Annotated in this window: 18 protein-coding genes; 9 read left to right on the forward strand and 9 right to left on the reverse strand. The window is 72.0% G+C overall.

The window, feature by feature from the left end; all coding sequences use genetic code 11:
• Positions 1-47: 47 nt before the first annotated feature.
• On the reverse strand, positions 48-1,097 hold the full coding sequence (locus ACGFWI_RS21110) for a questin oxidase family protein (protein WP_393907498.1): 1,050 nt from the start codon (positions 1,095-1,097) through the stop codon (positions 48-50).
• Here ACGFWI_RS21110 and ACGFWI_RS21115 point away from each other — a divergent pair.
• Entirely contained in the window at positions 1,011-1,580 is a 570-nt protein-coding gene (locus tag ACGFWI_RS21115; RefSeq protein WP_393907499.1) for a pyridoxamine 5'-phosphate oxidase family protein, read from the forward strand. The two genes, ACGFWI_RS21110 and ACGFWI_RS21115, sit on opposite strands and share 87 nt — an antisense overlap.
• A gap of 106 nt (positions 1,581-1,686) precedes the next feature.
• On the opposite strand, the gene ACGFWI_RS21120 is transcribed toward ACGFWI_RS21115, so the two are convergent.
• Positions 1,687-2,244, reverse strand: coding sequence for a hypothetical protein (locus tag ACGFWI_RS21120; protein WP_393907500.1), 558 nt, complete (start codon positions 2,242-2,244; stop codon positions 1,687-1,689).
• A 156-nt stretch (positions 2,245-2,400) separates the two neighbouring features.
• A complete protein-coding gene (locus tag ACGFWI_RS21125; protein WP_393907501.1) occupies positions 2,401-3,000 on the reverse strand; it encodes a GNAT family N-acetyltransferase in 600 nt (199 codons plus the stop codon).
• A 186-nt stretch (positions 3,001-3,186) separates the two neighbouring features.
• On the opposite strand from ACGFWI_RS21125, the gene ACGFWI_RS21130 reads away from it, so the two are divergent.
• From ACGFWI_RS21130 to ACGFWI_RS21150, 5 genes are all read left to right on the forward strand, one after another.
• Positions 3,187-4,188 (forward strand): RNA polymerase sigma factor RpoD/SigA, encoded by a 1,002-nt coding sequence (locus ACGFWI_RS21130; protein ID WP_393907502.1) that lies wholly within the window; start codon positions 3,187-3,189, stop codon positions 4,186-4,188.
• A 314-nt stretch (positions 4,189-4,502) separates the two neighbouring features.
• Complete coding sequence (locus ACGFWI_RS21135; RefSeq protein WP_393907503.1) at positions 4,503-5,285, forward strand: DeoR/GlpR family DNA-binding transcription regulator; 783 nt, start codon at positions 4,503-4,505, stop codon at positions 5,283-5,285.
• Positions 5,282-6,229 (forward strand): 1-phosphofructokinase, encoded by a 948-nt coding sequence (pfkB, locus tag ACGFWI_RS21140; RefSeq protein WP_393907504.1) that lies wholly within the window; start codon positions 5,282-5,284, stop codon positions 6,227-6,229. Before ACGFWI_RS21135 ends, pfkB begins: the two co-directional genes overlap by 4 nt.
• A 202-nt stretch (positions 6,230-6,431) precedes the next feature.
• Positions 6,432-8,531 carry a fructose-specific PTS transporter subunit EIIC gene (locus tag ACGFWI_RS21145; RefSeq protein WP_393907505.1) on the forward strand — a complete coding sequence of 700 codons (2,100 nt, stop codon included), beginning with the start codon at positions 6,432-6,434 and terminating at the stop codon, positions 8,529-8,531.
• Positions 8,532-8,797: 266 nt separating this feature from the next.
• Positions 8,798-9,466 carry a hypothetical protein gene (locus ACGFWI_RS21150; RefSeq protein WP_393907506.1) on the forward strand — a complete coding sequence of 223 codons (669 nt, stop codon included), beginning with the start codon at positions 8,798-8,800 and terminating at the stop codon, positions 9,464-9,466.
• Between the two features lie 88 nt (positions 9,467-9,554).
• Here the strand turns inward: ACGFWI_RS21150 and ACGFWI_RS21155 are convergent, their stop codons facing one another.
• A complete protein-coding gene (locus ACGFWI_RS21155; RefSeq protein WP_393907507.1) occupies positions 9,555-10,340 on the reverse strand; it encodes a TetR/AcrR family transcriptional regulator in 786 nt (261 codons plus the stop codon).
• A 222-nt stretch (positions 10,341-10,562) separates the two neighbouring features.
• Between ACGFWI_RS21155 and ACGFWI_RS21160 the strand changes: the two genes are divergently transcribed.
• Complete coding sequence (locus tag ACGFWI_RS21160; protein WP_393907508.1) at positions 10,563-12,215, forward strand: MDR family MFS transporter; 1,653 nt, start codon at positions 10,563-10,565, stop codon at positions 12,213-12,215.
• Positions 12,216-12,336: 121 nt separating this feature from the next.
• On the opposite strand, the gene ACGFWI_RS21165 is transcribed toward ACGFWI_RS21160, so the two are convergent.
• Positions 12,337-13,668, reverse strand: a complete 1,332-nt coding sequence (locus ACGFWI_RS21165) for an Ig-like domain-containing protein (RefSeq protein ID WP_393907509.1) — start codon at positions 13,666-13,668, stop codon at positions 12,337-12,339.
• An 81-nt stretch (positions 13,669-13,749) separates the two neighbouring features.
• Entirely contained in the window at positions 13,750-15,033 is a 1,284-nt protein-coding gene (locus ACGFWI_RS21170) for a CaiB/BaiF CoA transferase family protein (RefSeq protein ID WP_393907510.1), read from the reverse strand.
• Positions 15,034-15,303: 270 nt separating this feature from the next.
• On the opposite strand from ACGFWI_RS21170, the gene ACGFWI_RS21175 reads away from it, so the two are divergent.
• A complete protein-coding gene (locus tag ACGFWI_RS21175; protein ID WP_393907511.1) occupies positions 15,304-15,636 on the forward strand; it encodes a hypothetical protein in 333 nt (110 codons plus the stop codon).
• 52 nt (positions 15,637-15,688) lie between these two features.
• Here the strand turns inward: ACGFWI_RS21175 and ACGFWI_RS21180 are convergent, their stop codons facing one another.
• Positions 15,689-16,312 carry a hypothetical protein gene (locus ACGFWI_RS21180; protein WP_393907512.1) on the reverse strand — a complete coding sequence of 208 codons (624 nt, stop codon included), beginning with the start codon at positions 16,310-16,312 and terminating at the stop codon, positions 15,689-15,691.
• An 84-nt stretch (positions 16,313-16,396) separates the two neighbouring features.
• On the opposite strand from ACGFWI_RS21180, the gene ACGFWI_RS21185 reads away from it, so the two are divergent.
• Entirely contained in the window at positions 16,397-17,113 is a 717-nt protein-coding gene (locus ACGFWI_RS21185; protein WP_393907513.1) for a VIT family protein, read from the forward strand.
• A 122-nt stretch (positions 17,114-17,235) separates the two neighbouring features.
• On the opposite strand, the gene ACGFWI_RS21190 is transcribed toward ACGFWI_RS21185, so the two are convergent.
• Both ACGFWI_RS21190 and ACGFWI_RS21195 read right to left on the reverse strand, forming a co-directional pair.
• Complete coding sequence (locus tag ACGFWI_RS21190) at positions 17,236-18,348, reverse strand: P1 family peptidase (protein ID WP_393907567.1); 1,113 nt, start codon at positions 18,346-18,348, stop codon at positions 17,236-17,238.
• The gene (locus tag ACGFWI_RS21195) at positions 18,341-19,174 is read right to left on the reverse strand and encodes a L,D-transpeptidase family protein (RefSeq protein WP_393907514.1); all 834 of its coding nucleotides are present in this window, start codon (positions 19,172-19,174) and stop codon (positions 18,341-18,343) included. The genes ACGFWI_RS21190 and ACGFWI_RS21195 overlap by 8 nt, the downstream gene beginning before the upstream one ends.
• Positions 19,175-19,259: the final 85 nt, after the last annotated feature.

A 19,259-nucleotide genomic window follows, 5' to 3' on the forward strand; every position in this document is an offset into this window, starting at 1 on the left:
GTCGCCTCGTGAGTCGTCCGCCGCCGTCCCCCAGTCGTCGGCCGCGCCTAGTCGTCCTCGGCGATCAGCGCGAGAGCGTTCAGGGCCGCCGACAGTGCGCGGGTGTCGCCGTCCTCGGAGGCCGCCGCCACGCCCAGCGCGGTGTCAGCGAACTTGATCGCATGTTCGTTGCCGTGGGCGACCGCCCGCTCGAAGACCTCTTCGGGGGCGGCCGAGGCGGCGTCCGGCGCCGGGCGCGGGGTGTCGGCGGCGTAGATCGCGGTGATCGCCGAGGCCGCCGCCCAGGCCACCGCGAACGAGCTCGCCCACAGTTCCCGGGGGAGCGCGGGCAGGGTGCGCAGCACCGCGTTCGGCGCGGTGGCGGCGTGCACCAGCATGATGCCGTTCCCGTGGCCGTGGTCCGCGTAGTTGAGCGTGGCGGCGCGTACGAGCGCGGTCAGGCCCGCGCGTACTGCCTCGGGGTCATCGGGGACATGCAACGACTCGGTGGTGCTCAACCAGCCCGGTGTGCCCGGGAGTTGGGCGTATCCCTTCTCCGGCGTCACGCGTTGGTCGGCGATACGGGGAAGGGCGGCCAGTGCCTCGGCCGGGGTGGCACTGCCCGTGGGGTGTACGGCGGCGGGCAGGAGCAGATGACGGGCGGCCCAGTAGCCCAGGGCATGGGCGAACTCCGCGGTCCGCGCCGCGTCCTCACCCACTGTCAGCAGGCTGTGCACGGCATGCCCCACGCGGATCACCGGGTGGGTGGCGGCGCCGGCGATGCCGGGCAGCAGGCGCGTCCACCACTCGGCGAGGAGCTCCCGCCAGGGCCGCTCGGCGAGCTGGTCGGTGAAGTACGCCGTCCAGTCGGTGACCCGGCCCGAATCGCCCAGCGCCTCCCGCCAGTTGGCGTCGGTGATACGGGTGCGGGCACTCGGTACGCCCTCCAGTCTGTTCGCGTAGGTGTCGAGCCAGCGGTGGACGGTGCGGGCCTGGCCGTTGCGGACCATGGCCTCCACGGCCATCGGTCCGTGGTTGCTCAGACCGCCCTTGAACTCGGGGCCGGAGGTGTGCAGGCGCAGCAGGGCTTCGTCGAGTGTGCCGCTCGTCGTATCCATGCTGGGAGGCTAGGTCGGCGGGGCGGCACGCGTAACGGGCTTACGGCCTACACCGGTGGTCGTAAGGCCGCAGGTGGAGGCGGGTGGGGGCCGTTCTCGGCGGGGGCGTTCGGCCCGGGACCGTATCCGGATGCCGGACAGAGCATGATGGTGGGTTCGCGCAAGGCGCTGGACCTGCGGCGCGACCCCCGGTTCTCGCTGCATGCCAATCCTGGGCCGGGCACCGATCTGTCCGGCGGCGACGTACGGGTGTCCGGGCGGGCCGTGGAGGTGACGGACCCCGACGTGGTCGCGCGCTATGCGGCGGAGGTGAAGCCGCCGGAGCCGTTCCATCTCTTCCGGGCGGAGCTGACGGAGGCGGTGCGTACGCATGTCGAGGACTCGTACGTGGTGCTGGAGAGCTGGGTGCCGGGGCGGCCGCTGCGCACCATCCGGCGGACGTCCGGCGATGCGGCAGCACAGGTGGACTCGGAGGCCGAGTGACAGGTGGAGTGAAGGGCGGCCGCAGGCGGGGAGCGCCGGGCCGGGGCCCGTGGGGCAGCGGGCCAATGATCAGCGGGTCACCGCAGTGACTGCCTGAGCGGTTGCCTCAGTGGGTGGCCACGGGAAGGCGGTGGTCGCGGTGGGGCTTGTGGGGGCGGTGTATGCCGTGCGGCTCGCGGGTGCGGTGGGTGCGGAAGACGTAGAGGGCGACGACGAACATCACGGCGCCCAGGGTGAGGCCGAACGCGGAGGACTTGAGGATCGTTTCCCCGCCGAGGCTGTAGACCCAGCCGATCGCGCAGCCGAAGAGCGCGCCGTAGGCGAGCGCCCGGGTCTCGGTGATCATGGACGACTGGAAGTGGGCCAGCGCCAGCCCCAGTAGGCCGGTCACCACGGCCGCGGCCAGCCCGTAGAGCATGGCTGGGCCGCCCTTGGTGCCGTCGGTGTGGGTGCGGAAGATGGTGAAGCAGCCGAAGGCGAGGGCCGCGATGACCGGCAGCGACACGGTCGCCGGGATGCGTTCGGCCAGGCCGGCCAGGCCGGCTGGTCGGGCGGCCCGCTGCGGGTCACGGGACCGGGCGTTCGCCGTCGCGCCGTGTTCCACGTCGACGGTGCCGTGTGAGCGGGCGGCCCTTGCCTCGTGCCGGTGAGCGTGCTGGTCCATGACGGGCTCCTCTCGATCATCCCGCTGTCCCGCTGCCCCTCCTGTCCAGGCGACACCCGGGCGTCGTCCGTGGCAACCCGAACCGCGGGTTACGGAGTCGGGCGGAACGGGCGGGTTAGCGACTCGGGGCCCGGGAAGACGAGCCGGAGAGCGGGTTCAGTCCAGGTCCTTCTGGTACCAGGCCACGTCCCAGTAGCGGCCGAACTTGCGGCCCACCTCCGTGTACGTACCGATGTGCCGGAAGCCGAAACGGGTGTGGAGGCGCGTGGATGCCTCGTTCGGCTGGGTGACCCCGGCGTAGGCGCGATGAACGTCCTCGTCGGCCAGCGCCTCGAAGAGCGAGGTGTAGAGCAGGGTGCCGACGCCGCGGCCGGCGGCGTGCGGGGCGCAGTAGACGGTGACCTCGACGGAAGGGGCGTAGGCGGCCTTCGGGCGGAACGCGCTGCTGGTCGCGTAGCCGAGCAGCGCCCCTCCCGGTTGCCCGGCCCCGGATGCCGCGGCCCCGGCGTGTAGCGCGCTCGCCGGCCCGTTGTGCGGGTTTTTCATCCGGTCTGTCGCCTCCTGGGCAACCAGAAGACGATGCGGGCCGTCTTGGGGGTGGGAGAGCAACCACGGGCGGCGCTGTTCGGGAGTGAGGGGCTCCAGATCGAAGGTGATGCACGTCTCACGGATGTAGTGGTTGTAAAGCTCGGTGAGGGCCGGAAGATCTGCTTCAGTGCCCGCTCTGACCTGCACTTCCCCCTGCTCACGCGGCATGTGACCTCCCTGGGTGGGGGCGCAGGGTACTGCATGATCAGAAAAATAGCGGGGCAGCGTGGGAATTCTGTCCGGATTCCAGCCGTTGTTTCCTTCGGACGGGTCAGTCGGTGAAGCATCGGTTTCGATGCCCCTTCCGCCCCGCCCACCGTCCCGCGACCGACTCATCGCAAAGGGAGCACACGCATGGCAACCCGTGCCGTCGCCCGACGTCAGGAAACCAGCAGCGGTTCTGACGGGGCCAACAGTGTTCGCGCCGTAGGCGGGGAGATCGCCGACCGCGACCTGGTCGGCATGTACCTCGACGAGATCGCGCGCACGCCACTGCTCGACGCCGCCAAGGAGGTCGAGCTGTCCCAGACCATCGAGGCGGGCGTCTACGCCCAGCAGATCCTGGACGGCGAGGTCACCGACGGCAATGCCGCGGGCGCCGGGCGCGAGGAGCTCGAGGCGCTGGTCGAGGAGAGTGCGAAGGCCAAGGACATCTTCATCCGTTCCAACCTTCGCCTGGTGGTGGCGGTCGCCCGCCGCTACCCGCGTGCCGGACTGCCCCTGCTGGATCTGATCCAGGAGGGCAACGCCGGTCTGGTGCGCGCCGTGGAGAAGTTCGACTACGCCAAGGGCTTCAAGTTCTCGACGTATGCAACATGGTGGATCCGCCAGGCCATCACCCGATCCATCGCCGACCAGTCGCGCACGATCCGGCTGCCCGTGCACCTCGTCGAGGAGCTGGGCAGGATCCGCCGGGTGCAGCGCGAGTTCAACCGTGAGAACGGCCGTGACCCGGAGCCGGCGGAGGTCGCCGGCGAGCTGGGCTCCACGCCCGCCCGCGTCACCGACGTACTCGACTGGGCGCGCGACCCGGTCAGCCTCAACATGTCGGTGGACGACGACGGCGACACCCAGTTCGGTGATCTGCTGGAGGACACCTCCGCGGCCTCACCCGAGCAGTCCGTGCTCACGCTGCTGCGCAGCGAGGAGCTGGAGGATCTGATCGACCGCCTCGACCACCGCACCGCCTCGATCATCAAGGCGCGGTACGGCATAGAGGACGGGCGTGAGCGCACGCTGACCGAGGTCGGCAAGCAGCACGGCCTGACCCGCGAGCGGATCCGGCAGATCGAGAAGCATGCCCTGCTGGAGCTGAAGCGGATGGCGCGTGACACCGGCTTCGACGCGGCCGCATAACGGGCGCGCGCTCTTGCGCGTGCCGCCATCCCTGGTGAGACCTGTGCCTGTATCGGACGAGCCCCGGTGCCCTTCGTGGCGTCGGGGCTCTTTTGTGTCCGCAGGTGCGTACGGACGGCGGCGGGCCGGGGGTGCGCGGGGCGTGCGGACGGCGGCCGGGCCGGGGTGCGCGGGGCGTAGGGATGGCTGATGCCTGCCCTCGCAAGATGTCTGTTTGAGTCTGCACGGAGTCCATTTATGTTTACTTCGCGGAAATCCGGGCGTAGCATCCCGTTGAAACCACAGGTTCGGGCAGGGAACGGACAGACACGCTGATGTATGCACCGGAGCGCCAGCAGGAGATTCTGCGGCTCGCCCGTGAAGGCGGGCGGGTCGATGTGCTCTCCCTGGCGGAGCAATTCCAGGTCACCGCCGAGACCGTGCGGCGCGATCTGAAGGCACTGGACCGGGCCGGCCTGGTGCGCCGGGTGCACGGCGGGGCCATCCCGGCCGGCCGGCTGGACTTCGAGCCCGACCTCGCCGAGCGGGACGCCGTCGCCGCCGACGAGAAGCAGCGCATCGCGCGGGCCGCACTCGCCGAGCTCCCCGGTGGGGAGGGCGGCGCCGGCAGCTCCGGGAACGTCATTCTGGACGCCGGTACGACCGCCGCCCGGCTCGCGGCCGAGATCCCGCTGGAGGCCGAGCTGACCGTCGTCACCCACGGCCTGCCGGTCGCCGCGCGGCTGGCCGACCACCCCGGGCTCACCCTCCACCTCGTAGGCGGCCGGATCCGGCACCGTACGCGGGCCGCGGTCGACGACTGGGCGCTGCGCGCCTACCGCGAGATCAACGCCGATGTGCTGTTCCTCGCGACCAACGGCTTCTCGCTCGACGGCGGCCTGACCACCCCCGACCTCGCGGAGGCCGCCGTCAAGCGGGCGCTGATCGCCGCCGCCCGCCGGGTCGTCCTCCTCGCCGACTCCGCCAAGTTCGGGCAGCAGCACTTCGCCCGCTTCGGCGAGCTGTCGGACGTGGACCTGCTCATCACCGACACCGGCCTGAGCCCCGACGACGCCCTCGCCATCGAGCGCGCGGGCACGGAAGTAGTACGCGCATGATCCTCACCGTCACCCCCAACCCCAGCCTGGACCGTACGTACGAGATCCCGGCGCTGGACCGCGGGGCCGTACTCCGGGCCACCGCGGACCGGATCGACCCCGGCGGCAAGGGCGTCAATCTCTCCCGGGCGGTCGCCGCCGCCGGACACCGCACCCTCGCCGTACTGCCCCTGGGCGGTCCGGCCGGCGCGGCGCTGGCCGCGCTGCTGGGCGCCGAGGGCATCGAGGTGGCGGGGGTGACGGTGGCCGGCCAGACCCGCTCCAACATCTCGGTCGCCGAACCCGACGGCACCCTGACAAAGATCAATGCGACCGGGCCCGAGCTGACCGCCGACGAGTCGGAGGCGCTGCTCACGACGGTCGGCGAGCGTTCCGTGGGGGCCGACTGGATCGCCTGCTGCGGCAGCCTGCCGCGCGGTCTGGCGCCCGAGTGGTACGCGGAGCTGGTCTCCCGCGCCCACCGCGCCGGCGCCCGGATCGCCCTGGACACCTCGGGCCCGTCGCTGACCGCGGCGCTGCGCGAATGCCCGGACGTCGTCAAGCCGAATGCCGAGGAGCTGTCGCAGGCCGTCGGCCGCCCGCTCGCGACCCTCGGCGACGTGGTCAAGGCTGCCGAGGAGCTGCGCGCATGGGGAGCCCGCGCCGTACTGGCCTCCCTGGGGGCGGACGGCCAGCTCCTGGTCGACGAGGACGGCGCCTACTTCGGCAGCGCCCCGGTCGCCGCCGTCCGCAGCAATGTCGGCGCGGGCGACGCCTCACTGGCGGGCTTCCTCACGGCGGGCGGTACGGGACCGATCGCGCTGGCCGCCGCACTGGCCCATGGCGCGGCCGCCGTTCAGCTGCCCGGCAGCCAGATGCCCACACCGGCCGATCTGGACATCTCGGCGGTCACGACCACCGATGCGGTGCCGCTCAACCGCGTACTGACGGAGCCGGTGTCATGACGGCCGCGCAGCGATCCGGTGCGGTGAGTGCCGTGTACGGAGCCGGTGCGGTAACTGCCGTCCGCGGTACCGCTGTTGCTGCGGTGCAGCAGCCCGGCGTCGTCCCCTCGATCCGTCCCTCCGGCCCACGCCGGGAGGCGCCCCAGCCACCCCCCGTTCCGTCCCCACCGCCCCCACGGCGGTACCGCGCAAGGAGCCCGCGATGAGTGAGCTGATCACCGCGGAACTGGTCGACCTCGACCTGTCCGCAGAAACGAAGGACGCCGCCGCACGGTCCCTGGCCGAGCGGATGGCCGCCCACGGCCGCGTCACCAACCTGGAGGGCTTCCTCGCGGATGTGGCCGCACGGGAGGCCCAGATGCCGACCGGCCTGGACGGCGGGATCGGCATCCCGCACTGCCGCAGCGAACACGTCACGGAGCCGACGCTGGCCTTCGGACGCAGCGCCTCCGGAATCGACTTCGGTGCGCCGGACGGCCCCGCCGACCTGATCTTCCTGATCGCGGCCCCGGCGGGCGGCGATGCGGACCATCTCTCGATCCTCTCGACCCTCGCCCGGCATCTGATGGACGAGTCCTTCACCGGCGCACTGCGGTCCGCCACCGAACCGGAGCGTACGGCGGCACTGATTCGCGGGGACGCACCGGCGGAGGAGCCCCCGGCCGGGGTGCCGGAAACGGACGCGCGAGCGGAGGCGGAACCCGGGACGGAGGCGGAACCCGGGACGGAGCCGGTATCCGAGCCGGAGTCCATACCGGCACCCGAGCCGGAGTCCGCCCCCGCAGCAGCCACCGAGGCACCTCCCGAGGCCCCCGCCCCGGCCGCCCCCTTCCGTATCGTCGCCATCACCTCCTGCCCCACCGGCATCGCGCACACCTACATGGCTGCCGAGTCGCTGGAGAAGGCCGGGCAGGCCGCCGGCGTCGAGGTGCTGGTCGAGACCCAGGGCTCGGCAGGGTTCAAGCGGCTCGATCCGCAGCTCGTCGCGGACGCGGACGGCGTGATCTTCGCCCATGACGTCGAGGTACGGGAGAAGGACCGGTTCGCCGGGAAGCCGACCGTCGATGTGGGGGTGAAGGCGGGCATCAACCGCCCCGCCGAACTCATCGCCGAGGTACGGCAGAAGGCCGAACGCGGCGAGGCCACCGCCCCCGCGCACGCCGCCGCGCCCATGGACAACGACGCCGACACGGGTGACGGCTTCGCCACCCGCCTGCGCAAGTGGCTGATGACCGGCGTCAGTTACATGGTCCCGTTCGTCGCCGCGGGCGGTCTGCTCATCGCGGTCGCCTTCGCCGTCGGCGGCTACACGATCAACAAGGCGCCGTCCGTCGCCGACCACTTCCTGTGGACCGAGTCCACGAGCTGGGCGGCCCTGCTCTTCCAGATCGGCAGCGTCGCGTTCGGCTTCCTCGTCCCGGTCCTGGCCGGCTTCATCGCGTACGGCATGGCGGACCGGCCCGGCCTCGTTCCCAGCTTCGTCGGCGGCGCCATCGCGCTCACCATCAACGCGGGCTTCCTCGGCGGTCTGATCGCCGGCCTGATCGCGGGTGCGGTGGTGATGGCGATTCAGCGGGTCAGCATCCCGCCGGTGCTGCGCGGCATCATGCCCGTCGTGGTCATCCCGTTGATCTCCTCGGCGATCGTCGGCTTCCTGATGTTCCTCGTGATCGGCAAGCCGATCGCCGCACTGCAAAAGGGGCTGACCGACTGGCTGTCCGGGCTCACCGGCGCCAACGCGATCATCCTGGGCGTGATCCTCGGCCTGATGATGTGCTTCGACCTGGGCGGTCCGCTGAACAAGGTCGCCTATGCCTTCGCGGTCGGCGGTCTCGCCAACGCCAACGAGGGCAGCCTGAAGGTCATGGCCGCGGTGATGGCGGCCGGTATGGTGCCGCCGCTGGCGATGGCGCTGGCCACGACCGTCCGCGGGCGGCTCTTCACCAAGGCCGAACGGGAGAACGGCAAGGCGGCCTGGGTGCTCGGTGCCTCCTTCATCACCGAGGGCGCGATCCCCTTCGCCGCCGCCGACCCGCTGCGCGTCATTCCCTCCGCGATGGCCGGCGGTGCGGTCACCGGAGCGCTGTCGATGGCCTTCGGCTGCACCCTCCGCGCCCCGCACGGCGGCATCTTCGTCGTCCCCCTGATCGGCCAGCCGTTCCTCTACCTGCTCGCCATCGCCGCGGGTACGGGCGTCAGCGCGGCCCTGGTGATCCTCCTCAAGGGGCTCCGCAAGACGTCGCCCACGCGGCCGGCGGACACCTCGTCCACCGAGGATTCCGGGGTAACGGTCGCCGCCTGACCCGCCTTTCCCCACCCGAGCCGGGGCCGCCACCGACAGGACGACACGGTGGCGGCCCCGGCGCGTTCAAGCCCCGCGTGCTGTGCCGTGGCGGTGTCGATCCCGCCCGCACGGCCGCGTCCCGCGCCACCTGCCGGACGGGCTCCGACGGGACGTGAGGCAACGGACGGTGAGGTTACCGGTGCGTTAGTGGATCTTTAGCCGGCCCGGCGAGAGTCGTGGACGTCACGCCGAAGGGCACCACTCACCAGCTCGGGGGAATTCTCATGTCGCTCGCCACCACCACCCTGCGCCGCGGTCGTCGTCTCGCCGCCGCCTCCCTCGTCGCCGCCGCGGCGCTCTCGCTGACCGCCTGCGACAACGGGGACGACAAGGCATCGGCCGCGCCCTCCGCCGCGAGCAGCCAGGCCGCGTCCGGCGGCTCGCAGGCGGGGGACTCCACCTCCGGTGGCTCGGCGTCCGGCGGTGCCTCCTCCGGCGGTTCCTCCGCGGGTTCGTCCTCGACGGGTGGGCAGCAGGCGGGCGGTGGCTCCGGTGCCGCAACGGGGAAGGGCGCGTCGCGTACGGACGCGAACGGGGGCCAGAGTGCCGCGACGGGCGGCTCCGCCGGGCAGGGCGGTGCCTCCGCCGGCCGTAAGGGCGTCGGCGGCACCTGGGTCGGCAGGCTGAAGTGGCTCACCGAGGACAAGCTCACGGTGGAGCCCAAGAGCGGTATGGAGCAGGCGTTCTACGTCGCCGACAGCACCAAGGTGCTCGGTGCGGCAGCGCTCTGCGAGGCCCCTGACGGCCGGGTCCACGCGGACGGCTCCGGCTATGGCACTACTCCGTGCACCCTCGCCGACCTGCGCAAGGCGGCCAAGCTCGGCACCGTCGAGGTCCGGGTGACGGTGCACCACGGCGCCGCCACGAAGATCGCCGAGCACTACCACCCGTAAGCCTCGGGCGGGGTCCCACCGCCTCCTCGGAACCGGTCCAGCGGCCGTCGGAACATCCGGCGGCCGCTGCGGCAGTTGGCGTCGACGTTCAGATGCCCAGCCGGGTCGCGATGCCGTCGAGGACGCTGTCCAGGCCGGTTTCGAAGCGCCACTGCGGGTCGTCCTTGCGGGTCGCTTCGTGGAGGTAGCGCTGATAGGTGGGATAGCGCCCGGTGCTCATCAGGTAGCGCATCTGCGGAGCGAGGGCGGTCCGCAGCTCGTGGGGGCTGGTCCAGCCCTGCTCGCGCATCAGGAAGTGCTGGGCGCATTCCACCGAGACGGCGCCGTGGACATAGGAGTTGACGGTCATCACCACGGCCATCATGGCGTCGAGGTCGAGCCCGAGCCCGTCCAGCGCGGAGAGCGCCCGTTCGGCCGCTGCCATTCGGTTGGGGGTGAGCGCGTGCAACGCCTGCGGGGAGGAGATCTGGATGAGCCAGGGGTGGCGCAGCACGATCTCCCGGGTGCGCAGCGCGTTGGCGCGCATGACGTCGCGCCAGTTCCCGGTGTCGTCGGGGAGCATGAGGTCCGCGTGGACCGCGTCCGTCATCAGGTCCAGGACGTCGCCCTTGCCGGAGACATAGCGGTAGGCCGCCATGGGGGCGACACCCAGCTCGGTGGCCAGGCGGCGCATGGTGACCGCGTCGATGCCGTCGGTGTCGGCGATACGTACGGCCGCCGCGGCGATCTTCTGTGGCGTCAGGGTGGCCCGTGGCGCCGGTGCCGGGCGGTCCAGGCGCTCCCAGAGGGAGATCGCTGCCGGGTCCGGCGTGTCCGTGGCGGACCCGGACGGCTGCCGGTCCTCGGCTTCGGCTGGCTTCTTCTTGCCGGCCATGGGGCCCACTTCCTTCCCGGATCCTCCCGAAGCGACGCGTACAACGTATCAGCAGTGGACGCTGTACACGCTGATGTGTACGTTGTATCCGTTCGATACGTCGTACACACGCAGTGCGGTGACGGCACGTCATGGCGGACTGCTGCGGAGCGACGGAGCGACGGAGCGACGGAGCGACGGAGCGACGGAGCCACGGAGCCACGGAGCGAAGGGGGCGCAGTAATGGCGGTCAACGGCACGACGGAAGCGGACGGCCGGGCGGGAGGGGCGGACCGGGTCGAGGGAGCCGGCAGGGCCGGAGGCGCGGACGAGGGGGCGTTGGGCGGGGGACGGCCGTCGCGGGCGCTGTACTTCGGGGTGTTCGGGCTGCTGCTCGGGATGTTCCTGGCGATGGTGGACGGTCTGATCGTGGGCACGGCGCTGCCCACGATCGTGGGGGAGCTCGGGGGGCTGGACCAGCTGTCGTGGGTGGTCACGGCCTATCTGCTCACCACCGCCGTGGCGACACCGATCTGGGGGAAGGTGGGGGATCTCTACGGCCGCAAGGGCACGTTCATGGCGGCGATCGTCCTCTTTCTGGCCGGGTCGATGCTGTCCGGGCTGGCGCAGGACATGGGGCAGCTCATCGCGTTCCGGGCCCTGCAGGGGCTGGGCGCGGGCGGGTTGATGGTCGGAGCGCTGTCGATCATCGGGGTGCTGGTGCCGCCCCGGCAGAGCGGCCGGATGCAGTCGATGATCGGCGCCATGATGCCGGTCGCGTTCATCGGCGGGCCGCTGCTGGGCGGCTTTCTCACGGACCAGCTGAGCTGGCGGTGGGCGTTCTACGTCAATGTGCCGATCGGGGCGGTGGCGCTGGTGATCGTCGGGGGCTGGATCCGGCTGGGCCGCACCGGGCGGAGCACGGCGCGGATCGACTACCCGGGCGTGGCGCTGCTGTCCGGCGCCATCCTGGCGCTGACCCTGCTGGCCAGTTGGGGCGGCGTCCGCTACGGGTGGGGATCACCGCAGATCCTCGGGCTGGCGGCGGTGGGCGTGGTGGCACTGGCCTGGTTCGTACGGGTCGAGCGGCGGGCCGTGGAGCCGGTCATTCCGCCCCGGCTGTTCCGCAGCCGGAACTTCACCCTGGCCCAGCTGCTGAGCTTTCTGGTCGGCGCGGTGATGCTCGGCGCGACCAGCTATCTGCCGCAGTACATGCAGTTCGTGCAGGGGCTGTCGCCGACGGCCGGCGGTCTGCTGTTGCTGCCGCTGATGTTCGGCATGCTCGGTGTGCAGCTCGCCACCGGGGCATTGATCAGCCGTAACGGCCGCTATCGGATCTACCCGATCCTGGGCGGCGGGGTGCTGACCGTGGGCGTCCTGATCCTGCTGCTGCTCGGTACGGGGACCGCGACGGCCATGGCCTCCGCGCTCACCGTCGTCGCGGGGATGGGCATCGGGTTCGTCATGCAGAGCACCCTGCTCATCACCATGAACAGCGCGGAGCCCCGCGACATGGGCGCCGCCAGCGGCACCGTCACGCTGCTGCGTACGCTCGGCGGCTCGCTCGGTGTCGCCCTGCTGGGCGCCGTCTTCACCGGACGGCTGCACAGCGGGCTCGCCGACCGGCTGGGGGAGGGCGCAGCGCGCCGGCTGACGGCGGGGGCCGGGCAGTTGACGCCGAAGCTGCTGGACGGGCCGGGCGCCCCGGTGCGGGACGCCTACCGGGCGGCGGTCACCAGCGGGCTCCACGGCGTCCTGCTGGGCGCCGCGGTACTGGCCGTGCTCGGCTTCGCGGCCGCCTGGTTCGTACGGGAGGTGCCGCTGCGGAGCGTGGCGGGTCCGGCCGACGGAGCGGCGGGCCCGGGGCCGGCTGAGGGGGCGGGGCCGGGCCACTGACGGGGCGGGCTCGGCGGCCTGCCGAAGCGGCGCCCCGAGGCCCCGTACGCACAAGGCGGTGGCCGGCCCCCACCCGGGACCGGCCACCGCCCTCGCGCAACTGCTCTGCGGACGCCGTCCGTCAGGCCGCGCTGCCCGCCTGCCAGTCGGACCAGGACAGGTTCCAGCCGTTGAGGCCGTTGTCCGGCGGCACGGTCTTGTCGTGCGAGTTCTTCACGACGACGACATCGCCGACCAGCGACTCGTTGAAGAACCACTTGCCCGGGGTGTCACCACCGCCGCCCTTGCTGTCCCGCAGGCCGACACAGCCGTGGCTGGTGCCGGAGTTGCCGAACACGGACGAGGCGCCCCAGTAGTTGCCGTGGATGAAGGTGCCGGACGACGACAGACGCATGGCGTGCGGGACGTCCTTGATGTCGTACTCACCGCCGAAGCCGACCGTCGAGCCGTCCATCCGGGTCTGCTCGAACTTCTCCGAGATCACCATCTGGCCGTTGTAGGTCGGGTGATCGGGGCTGCCACCGGAGATCGGGATGCGCTTGTAGGTCTTGCCGTCCCGCTTGACCGTCATGGTCTGGGTGTTCATGTCGACCGTGGAGACCTGCGAGCGCCCGATGGTGAAGGACACCGTCTTGGACTGCACACCGGTGATGCCGGCGCCGCCCTTCACCCCGTCCAGGTCGATCTTCATGGTGACCTTGGAGCCGGCCTTCCAGTAGTCCTGCGGCCGGAAGTCCAGGCGCTGGGTGCCGAACCAGTGGCCGACGACCTGCTGGCCGCTGCTGGAGGTCACCTTGATGTGGGACTGGACGTCCTTCTTGTTACTGATCACCTTGTCGAAGTTGAAGGACACCGGCATGCCCACGCCGACGGTCTTGCCGTCGTCGGGGGTGTAGCTGCCGATGAAGCTGTTGGCCGAGGAGACCGTCGTGAAGCTGGCGTTCTCGGTGGCGGACCGGCCCTTGGCGTCCTTCGCGTTCGCCACGATCTTGTACTTGGTGCCGCGCTCCAGCTGGGCGCCGGGCTTCCAGGACGTGCCGTCGGCCGATATGGCGCCGGCGACGGCCGTGCCGGAGTCGGCGGCGGTGAGCTTCACATCGGTCAACTTGCCACCGGTGACCTTCACCCCGGTGTCGTTGATGCTGGCGTTGGTGGCGCCGTCCTTCGACGAGACCTTGATCTTGGCGTCGGAGGCGTCCTTGGCGGCCGCGGCGTCCGCACCGGCCTGGCCGTTCTTGCCGTCGTCATTGCCGCCGGCCGAGGCGTCCCCGCCACAGGCGGACAGGGCCAGCGCACCCGCCGCGAACAGGGCGGTGACGGCCAGCGTGCGGCGCGTCCGTCGGTTCGGACGCGGCACACCGGACGCCTGCTGCTCGGCTGACTGGAGCAGCTGGTGCGGAGTGCGGGACCGAGCGGGCGCGGGATTGTCCGGCGATGTCACGAGCTGCTCCATACAAGGGTGTTGTGATTCCGTGCTGATAAACAGCACCTACGGGCGGATTTGGTTGCGGGTGGGGCCAGGTTGTGACGAAGGTCACATTTGCGTGGGGAGGGGTTGGTCGGCCGGTCCCGACAGCCAGGTTCGCAGTGGCGCGCCGTGTTCGTCCAGGCGGGGTGGAGCGGAGGGTTGGGCCACCGGCGTTCCCGAAAGGCGGAGCGGGCTGGTGACTTGGGGGATGCGGTCCTCGCCGACGGACGTCACCGGGTCCAGGCCGAGCCGCCCCGCCAACTCCAGCGCCTCGGAGAGGCTGTTGACCGGGCCGCACGGCACCGACGCCGGGGTCAGTCGTTCGGCCCAGGCCCGAGGGGTGTCGGCGGCCAGCCGGTTTTCCAGCGCTTTGATGAGATCCGTGCGGTGGTGCACCCGGTCCTGATTGCGGGCGAACCGGACGTCCTCGGCGAGCTCCGGTGCGCCCAGCGTCTGCGCCAGTGCCCGGAACTGACGGTCGTTCCCCACCGCCACCGCGAGCAGCTGCCCGTCCCGGCAGGCCAGCGTCTCGTACGGGGCGATGCTCGGATGGCGGTTGCCCATCGGGCCCGGGTCGCGGCCGGTGGCCAGGTGGCCGGAGGCCTGGTTCACCAACGAGCCCAGCAGGGAAGAGAGCAGATTCACTTCCACCAGCTGCCCCCGGCCGGTGCGGTGGCGGTGGTGGAGGGCGGCGAGGATGCCGGTGGCGGCGTCCTTCGCGGTCAGCACGTCGACCAGGGCGACACCCGCCTTCAGGGGCGTGCCGCCGGGCTCGCCGGTGATGCTCATCAGCCCGCCGACGGCCTGCACCACGAAGTCGTAGCCGGGCAGCCCGGCGCCCGCGCCGGACCCGAAACCGGTGATGGTGCAGTGCACCAGGCCCGGGTTGGCGGCGCGGGTGGCGATGTGGTCCAGGCCGTACTTGGCGAGCGAGCCGGGTCGGAAGTTCTCGATCAGCACGTCGGCCCGGCGCGCCAGCTCACGGGCCGCGGCCGCATCGTCCGGGTCGCCGAGGTCCAGGGCCAGGCCGCGCTTGGAGCGGTTCGCGGCGTCGAAGTAGGCGGCCGTCCCGTCTGCCGCGAACGGCGGGCCCCAGGAGCGGGTGTCGTCGCCGGTGCCCGGCCGCTCCACCTTGATCACCTCGGCGCCGAGGTCGGCGAGCGTCGCGGCGGCCAGCGGGCCGGCCAGCACCCGGCTGAAGTCCGCGACGAGGATGCCGTCCAGGGCACGGGCGGGCGGGTCGCCGGGCGGGGCGGCCGCGGTGGCTTCCGTCCCGGTGGCCGCTGTCCCGGCGGGCTCCGTGTCGGCGTCGGTGGATGGCCGGGGCTGCGGCCGGTGCGGCTGCGGCACGTGCGTACTCCTCACGTCGCGGACGAAGTGCCGTCATCGTCCGGGACGATCTTCGCCGGGGGAAGCCTCCGGGGTGTCCAACGGGGCGGAGCGAATCCTGCCGTGGCGGCCTCTTGGGGGGCCGTTGTGCCGCGCAGTGACGGGAAAGTAGCGAAATGTCATAGGAGATGCGTCACTTCGGGACTTAGGTCCCAAGATCCCCTGTCGGAAGGCCTGACGCGTGGTGTGTACTGGCTCTACCCCAGCGCCTCATCCGTCCGGGAGGACCGCATGCTCCCCTCAGCTTCGATTCTGCAGCAGATCGGCCTCGGCGTGCTGCTGGCTGTGGCCATCGTCTGGGTCGTCGGGCTGGCCAGACTCCTGCGCCGGGGGCGCTACGAGGCGGCCATGTGCCGTGATCAGCGGGAAATGCGGGCCCGGTACGCGCCGGGCGGGAGGCTTGCCCCGCCCGGCACGGAGGGGCTTCCCGCCCAGCCGGAACTGCTCGGTTCCGTGCCCCGGCAGACCGGGCCGGCCGGGCCGCCGTCGGAGTGCGTGGAGCTGAGCGCCGACGAACGGGCGGCGTTCGAGGGGCTCGTACGGCGGCTGACCAGCCGGAGCTGACCGGGTAACCGGACCGGGTAACCGGACCGGGTAACCGGACCGGGGCCCGGTCTCAGCGCACCGGGCCCAGCCTCAGCAGGGCCAGTGCGGTCAGCATCTGCACCGATACCGCGGCCGCCGACTTCCCTGTCGACAGATGGTGCTGGCCCCGTATGAGCAGTACGGCGAGGACATAGCCGAACCCCCAGGTCGTCCAGGTCGCGGCCTGCACGAAGGTGGCACCGGTCGGCAGCCAGGCCGCGATCGCCATCCGCGGCAGATCCGTCACCCAGAACAGCACGATGAACAGGCTTGCGGTGGGCGCGAAACGGCCTATGCCGCCGAGCGTCCGGGCGATGGCGTGGGCGACCGAGCCCAGAGCGAGACTGGCCGCCAGCACGCCCGCCTCGCCCAGCCCGAGGAGCTGCAGCGCCGCGGCGTGGTCGACGGCCCACTGGGTGTGGAACGCGTCCACCGACAGCACGCCGATGCCACCGCTGATCAACGACAGCAGCACCGCCGCGCTCCAGGCGCTACGGTCCCGCGCCTCGTCCAGCACCTCCACCGGGCGGTACCAGAGCCCGAATATCAGCCGGTGCCACCACAGGCGGCGTCGTGGTGCCGGCTGGCGGGGAGCCGGCTGGAGGAGCGTGGGCGGTGGCGGCTGGGGAGGCGGGGAGGGGGGTGGTGCGGACATAAGCCGTTTCTACCACCGGCCCATTCGGGGCGGGGCGGGGGCGTCGGGCGAGGGCACGCCTGGTGCGGATGAGACGCTCTGCCGGTGACTGTGCAGACACCGGAGCACGACGAGGCACACGGCGGCGGACTCGGCAGCCGGCTCAACTGGCTGCGGGCCGCGGTCCTTGGCGCCAACGACGGCATCGTCTCCACCGCCGGACTCGTCGTCGGGGTGGCCGGCGCCACCGATTCCCGCGGCGCCCTGTTGACGGCGGGGCTGGCCGGATTGCTGGCCGGGTCCATGTCGATGGCGGCCGGTGAATATGTGTCGGTTTCCACCCAGCGCGATGCGGAGAAGGCCGCGCTCGCCCAGGAGAAGCGGGAGCTGGCGACCGAACCGCAGGCCGAACTCATCGAACTGACCGAGATGTTGGCGGGGAAGGGCCTGAACGAGCAGCTGGCCCACGAGGTCGCCGAGCAGCTCACCGCGCACGATGCGCTGCGTGCCCATGCGGAGGTGGAGCTGGGCATCGATCCCGAGGCGCTCACCAACCCCTGGCACGCGGCGGGTGCGAGCTTCCTCGCGTTCACGGCGGGGGCGCTGTTGCCGTTGCTGGCGATCGTGCTTCCGCCGGCCGCGTACCGGCTGTGGATCACGGTGGTCGCGGTGCTGGCGGCGCTGGCGCTGTGTGGCTGGAGCAGTGCCCGGCTGGGGGCCGCGCCGGTGGGGCGGGCGGTGTTGCGGAACGTGGGCGGCGGAGCGGTGGCGATGGGGGTGACCTACGCCGCGGGCTCGTTGCTGGGGGCGGTGGGCGTGTGACCGGTGAGTGCCGTGGGCGGCCGTCCACGGGGCAGCCCGTCCCGTAGCAGCCTCGGTACGGTCGGGCCGTCGAGCCCGGTGCTGTCAGTCCATCCGGTCCATCCGCAGAGATCCCGGTGCGGTCAGCCCGTCCCGTAGAGGTCTCGGTACGACAGGAAGACGCCGCCGGGGCCGTCCACCGTTTCCGCCTCCAGGGCGGCCCGCACCACGGCGCGGGTCAGGACGTCCGCGCCGGCGGACAGGATCTCGTTGAGGGCCCCGGCCACGGCGTGTACGCCGAATGCCGGCTCGGTGTGGGCCTCTTCGGGGGTGAGCGGGCGCGCCGCGGTGGACAGGGCGAAGACCGTGTCGCCGTCGGACAGGAGATGGACGGGGCGGACGGCGCGGGCCAGACCGTCGTGGGCGGTGCCGGCGAGCTTGTGGGCCTGGGCGCGGGTGAGGGCGGCGTCCGTGGCGACCACGGCGAGGGTGGTGTTCAGCGGCGGGTGGACGGATGCGGCCGAGCGGGCCTGGGATATTTCCCTGGCCTCGGCCAGCCGGCGCAGAGCCGTGGCGTGCACCTCGGAGGAGGGCAGGGGCGCCGGGCTCTCGTACAGATGGCCGTAGAGGGCGCCGGTGCGCGGGTCGATGACGGAGCCCGCGGCATTGAGGACGGCCAGCGCGGCGACGGTGGCGCCCGAGGGGAGGACGGAGCTCGCGGTGCCGACCCCGCCCTTGAGGCCGCCGGCCACCGCGCCCGTGCCGGCGCCCGTATTGCCCTGGGCGACCGGGGCGCCGAGCCCGGTGTTTGCCGCGGCCGCGGCCGCCGCCCGGCCCAGTGCGGCGTCCGGGCGGGCCCGCCAGTCGCCGCCGCGCCCCAGGTCGAAGAGGGCCGCGGCCGGCACGACCGGGACGACCTGGGCGGGGTCGGGTCCCACGCGGAATCCGCGGCCCTGCTCCTCCAGCCAGGCGGCGACACCGGACGCGGCGTCAAGACCGAAGGCACTGCCGCCGGTCAGCACGAGCGCCTCGATGCACTGGACGAGGTTGCGCGGGTCGAGCGCGTCGGTCTCCCGGGTGCCGGGGCCGCCGCCGCGTACGTCGACGGCCGCGACGGCCCCGCCCTCGGGAGCAAGGACGACGGTGGTGCCGGTCAGGTACCCGCCACCGGTCCGCCGGGCGTGGCCGACCCGGAGGCCGAGGACGTCGGTCAGTGCGTCCTGCGGCCCCGCGGGGTGCGGCGGGTGCTCAGTAATCGGCCGGTCCCATCACGATGACCGGGTGCAGGTCGGGGTCGAGGGTGCGCAGCAGTTCCCGCATCACCTTGGGCTTGAGGCTCACACAGCCCTGGGTGGGGCCGTCGTGGTCGACATGCAGCCAGACGCCGCCACCCTTGGCGTCGCCCCACGGGCGCTGCGGGTCCAGGGGGGAGGTGCCGGGCTCCCGGTTGTAGTTGATGGCGATGACGTAGTCGAAGGCGCCGGCCAGCGGCTCGCCCTCCACACCGGTGCCGCCGGCGACGAAGCTGGTGTTGTGGTCGTAGGGGAGTTTGGTGTCCCCGGGCGCGGTCAGCAGACCGCCCGCGTCGGTGAGGGAGTAGACACCGATGGGGGAGCGCAGATCGCCGTAGCGGTGGTCGTCCGTCCAGCCGTGGGCGGCGTTGTGCGCGGACCAGGTGGGGCCCGGCTCCCAGTCGTCCGAGCCCTCCTCACGGGTGTAGAGGACGACACGGGACTGGAAGGAGTCCATGTCCTTTCCGGTGACGACCAGCACCTGCCGGGAGTCGGCCGGTATCCGCTTCCTGGCGGCGTCGCTGAGGCCCGGGATGGGCCGTCCGGCGGGAGGATTCGGTGCGGCGTTCGGGGCGGATTTGGCGGCGGACACCGGGACACGTGGCGTGTCCGGGCCGGAAGCAGTCGTGGACGTGGTGCTCTTGGCGTCGGTCCCGCTGTTCTGGTCGTCGCCCGACGCCGGCCACGCCCACAGGGCGGTGCCGACCAGGGTGGAGAGGGCGAGACCGCCCACGGCCTTGCTGCGCCGGGACAGTCTCGTCCGCGCGCGGGACTGAGCGTGGCGGGCCATGTCTGGCGTCTCCTCAGGTACGGACGGTGGTCGTTCCCCAGGGGCTTCCTGCGGCTCTTTCACAGGGGCACCCCCTGTCATAAAA

It is taken from the genome of Streptomyces sp. NPDC048434 (genome assembly GCF_043200375.1).
Taxonomy (GTDB): domain Bacteria; phylum Actinomycetota; class Actinomycetes; order Streptomycetales; family Streptomycetaceae; genus Streptomyces.

Coding starts and splice junctions, on each gene's coding strand:
- ACGFWI_RS21160 (WP_393907508.1), top strand. CDS start 10,563: ATGGCGGTCAACGGCACGACGGAAGCGGACGGCCGGGCGGGAGGGGCG.
- pfkB (WP_393907504.1), top strand. CDS start 5,282: ATGATCCTCACCGTCACCCCCAACCCCAGCCTGGACCGTACGTACGAG.
- ACGFWI_RS21175 (WP_393907511.1), top strand. CDS start 15,304: ATGCTCCCCTCAGCTTCGATTCTGCAGCAGATCGGCCTCGGCGTGCTG.
- ACGFWI_RS21155 (WP_393907507.1), bottom strand. CDS start 10,340: ATGGCCGGCAAGAAGAAGCCAGCCGAAGCCGAGGACCGGCAGCCGTCC.
- ACGFWI_RS21130 (WP_393907502.1), top strand. CDS start 3,187: ATGGCAACCCGTGCCGTCGCCCGACGTCAGGAAACCAGCAGCGGTTCT.
- ACGFWI_RS21120 (WP_393907500.1), bottom strand. CDS start 2,244: ATGGACCAGCACGCTCACCGGCACGAGGCAAGGGCCGCCCGCTCACAC.
- ACGFWI_RS21125 (WP_393907501.1), bottom strand. CDS start 3,000: ATGCCGCGTGAGCAGGGGGAAGTGCAGGTCAGAGCGGGCACTGAAGCA.
- ACGFWI_RS21180 (WP_393907512.1), bottom strand. CDS start 16,312: ATGTCCGCACCACCCCCCTCCCCGCCTCCCCAGCCGCCACCGCCCACG.
- ACGFWI_RS21135 (WP_393907503.1), top strand. CDS start 4,503: ATGTATGCACCGGAGCGCCAGCAGGAGATTCTGCGGCTCGCCCGTGAA.
- ACGFWI_RS21195 (WP_393907514.1), bottom strand. CDS start 19,174: ATGGCCCGCCACGCTCAGTCCCGCGCGCGGACGAGACTGTCCCGGCGC.
- ACGFWI_RS21110 (WP_393907498.1), bottom strand. CDS start 1,097: ATGGATACGACGAGCGGCACACTCGACGAAGCCCTGCTGCGCCTGCAC.
- ACGFWI_RS21145 (WP_393907505.1), top strand. CDS start 6,432: ATGAGTGAGCTGATCACCGCGGAACTGGTCGACCTCGACCTGTCCGCA.
- ACGFWI_RS21150 (WP_393907506.1), top strand. CDS start 8,798: ATGTCGCTCGCCACCACCACCCTGCGCCGCGGTCGTCGTCTCGCCGCC.
- ACGFWI_RS21165 (WP_393907509.1), bottom strand. CDS start 13,668: ATGGAGCAGCTCGTGACATCGCCGGACAATCCCGCGCCCGCTCGGTCC.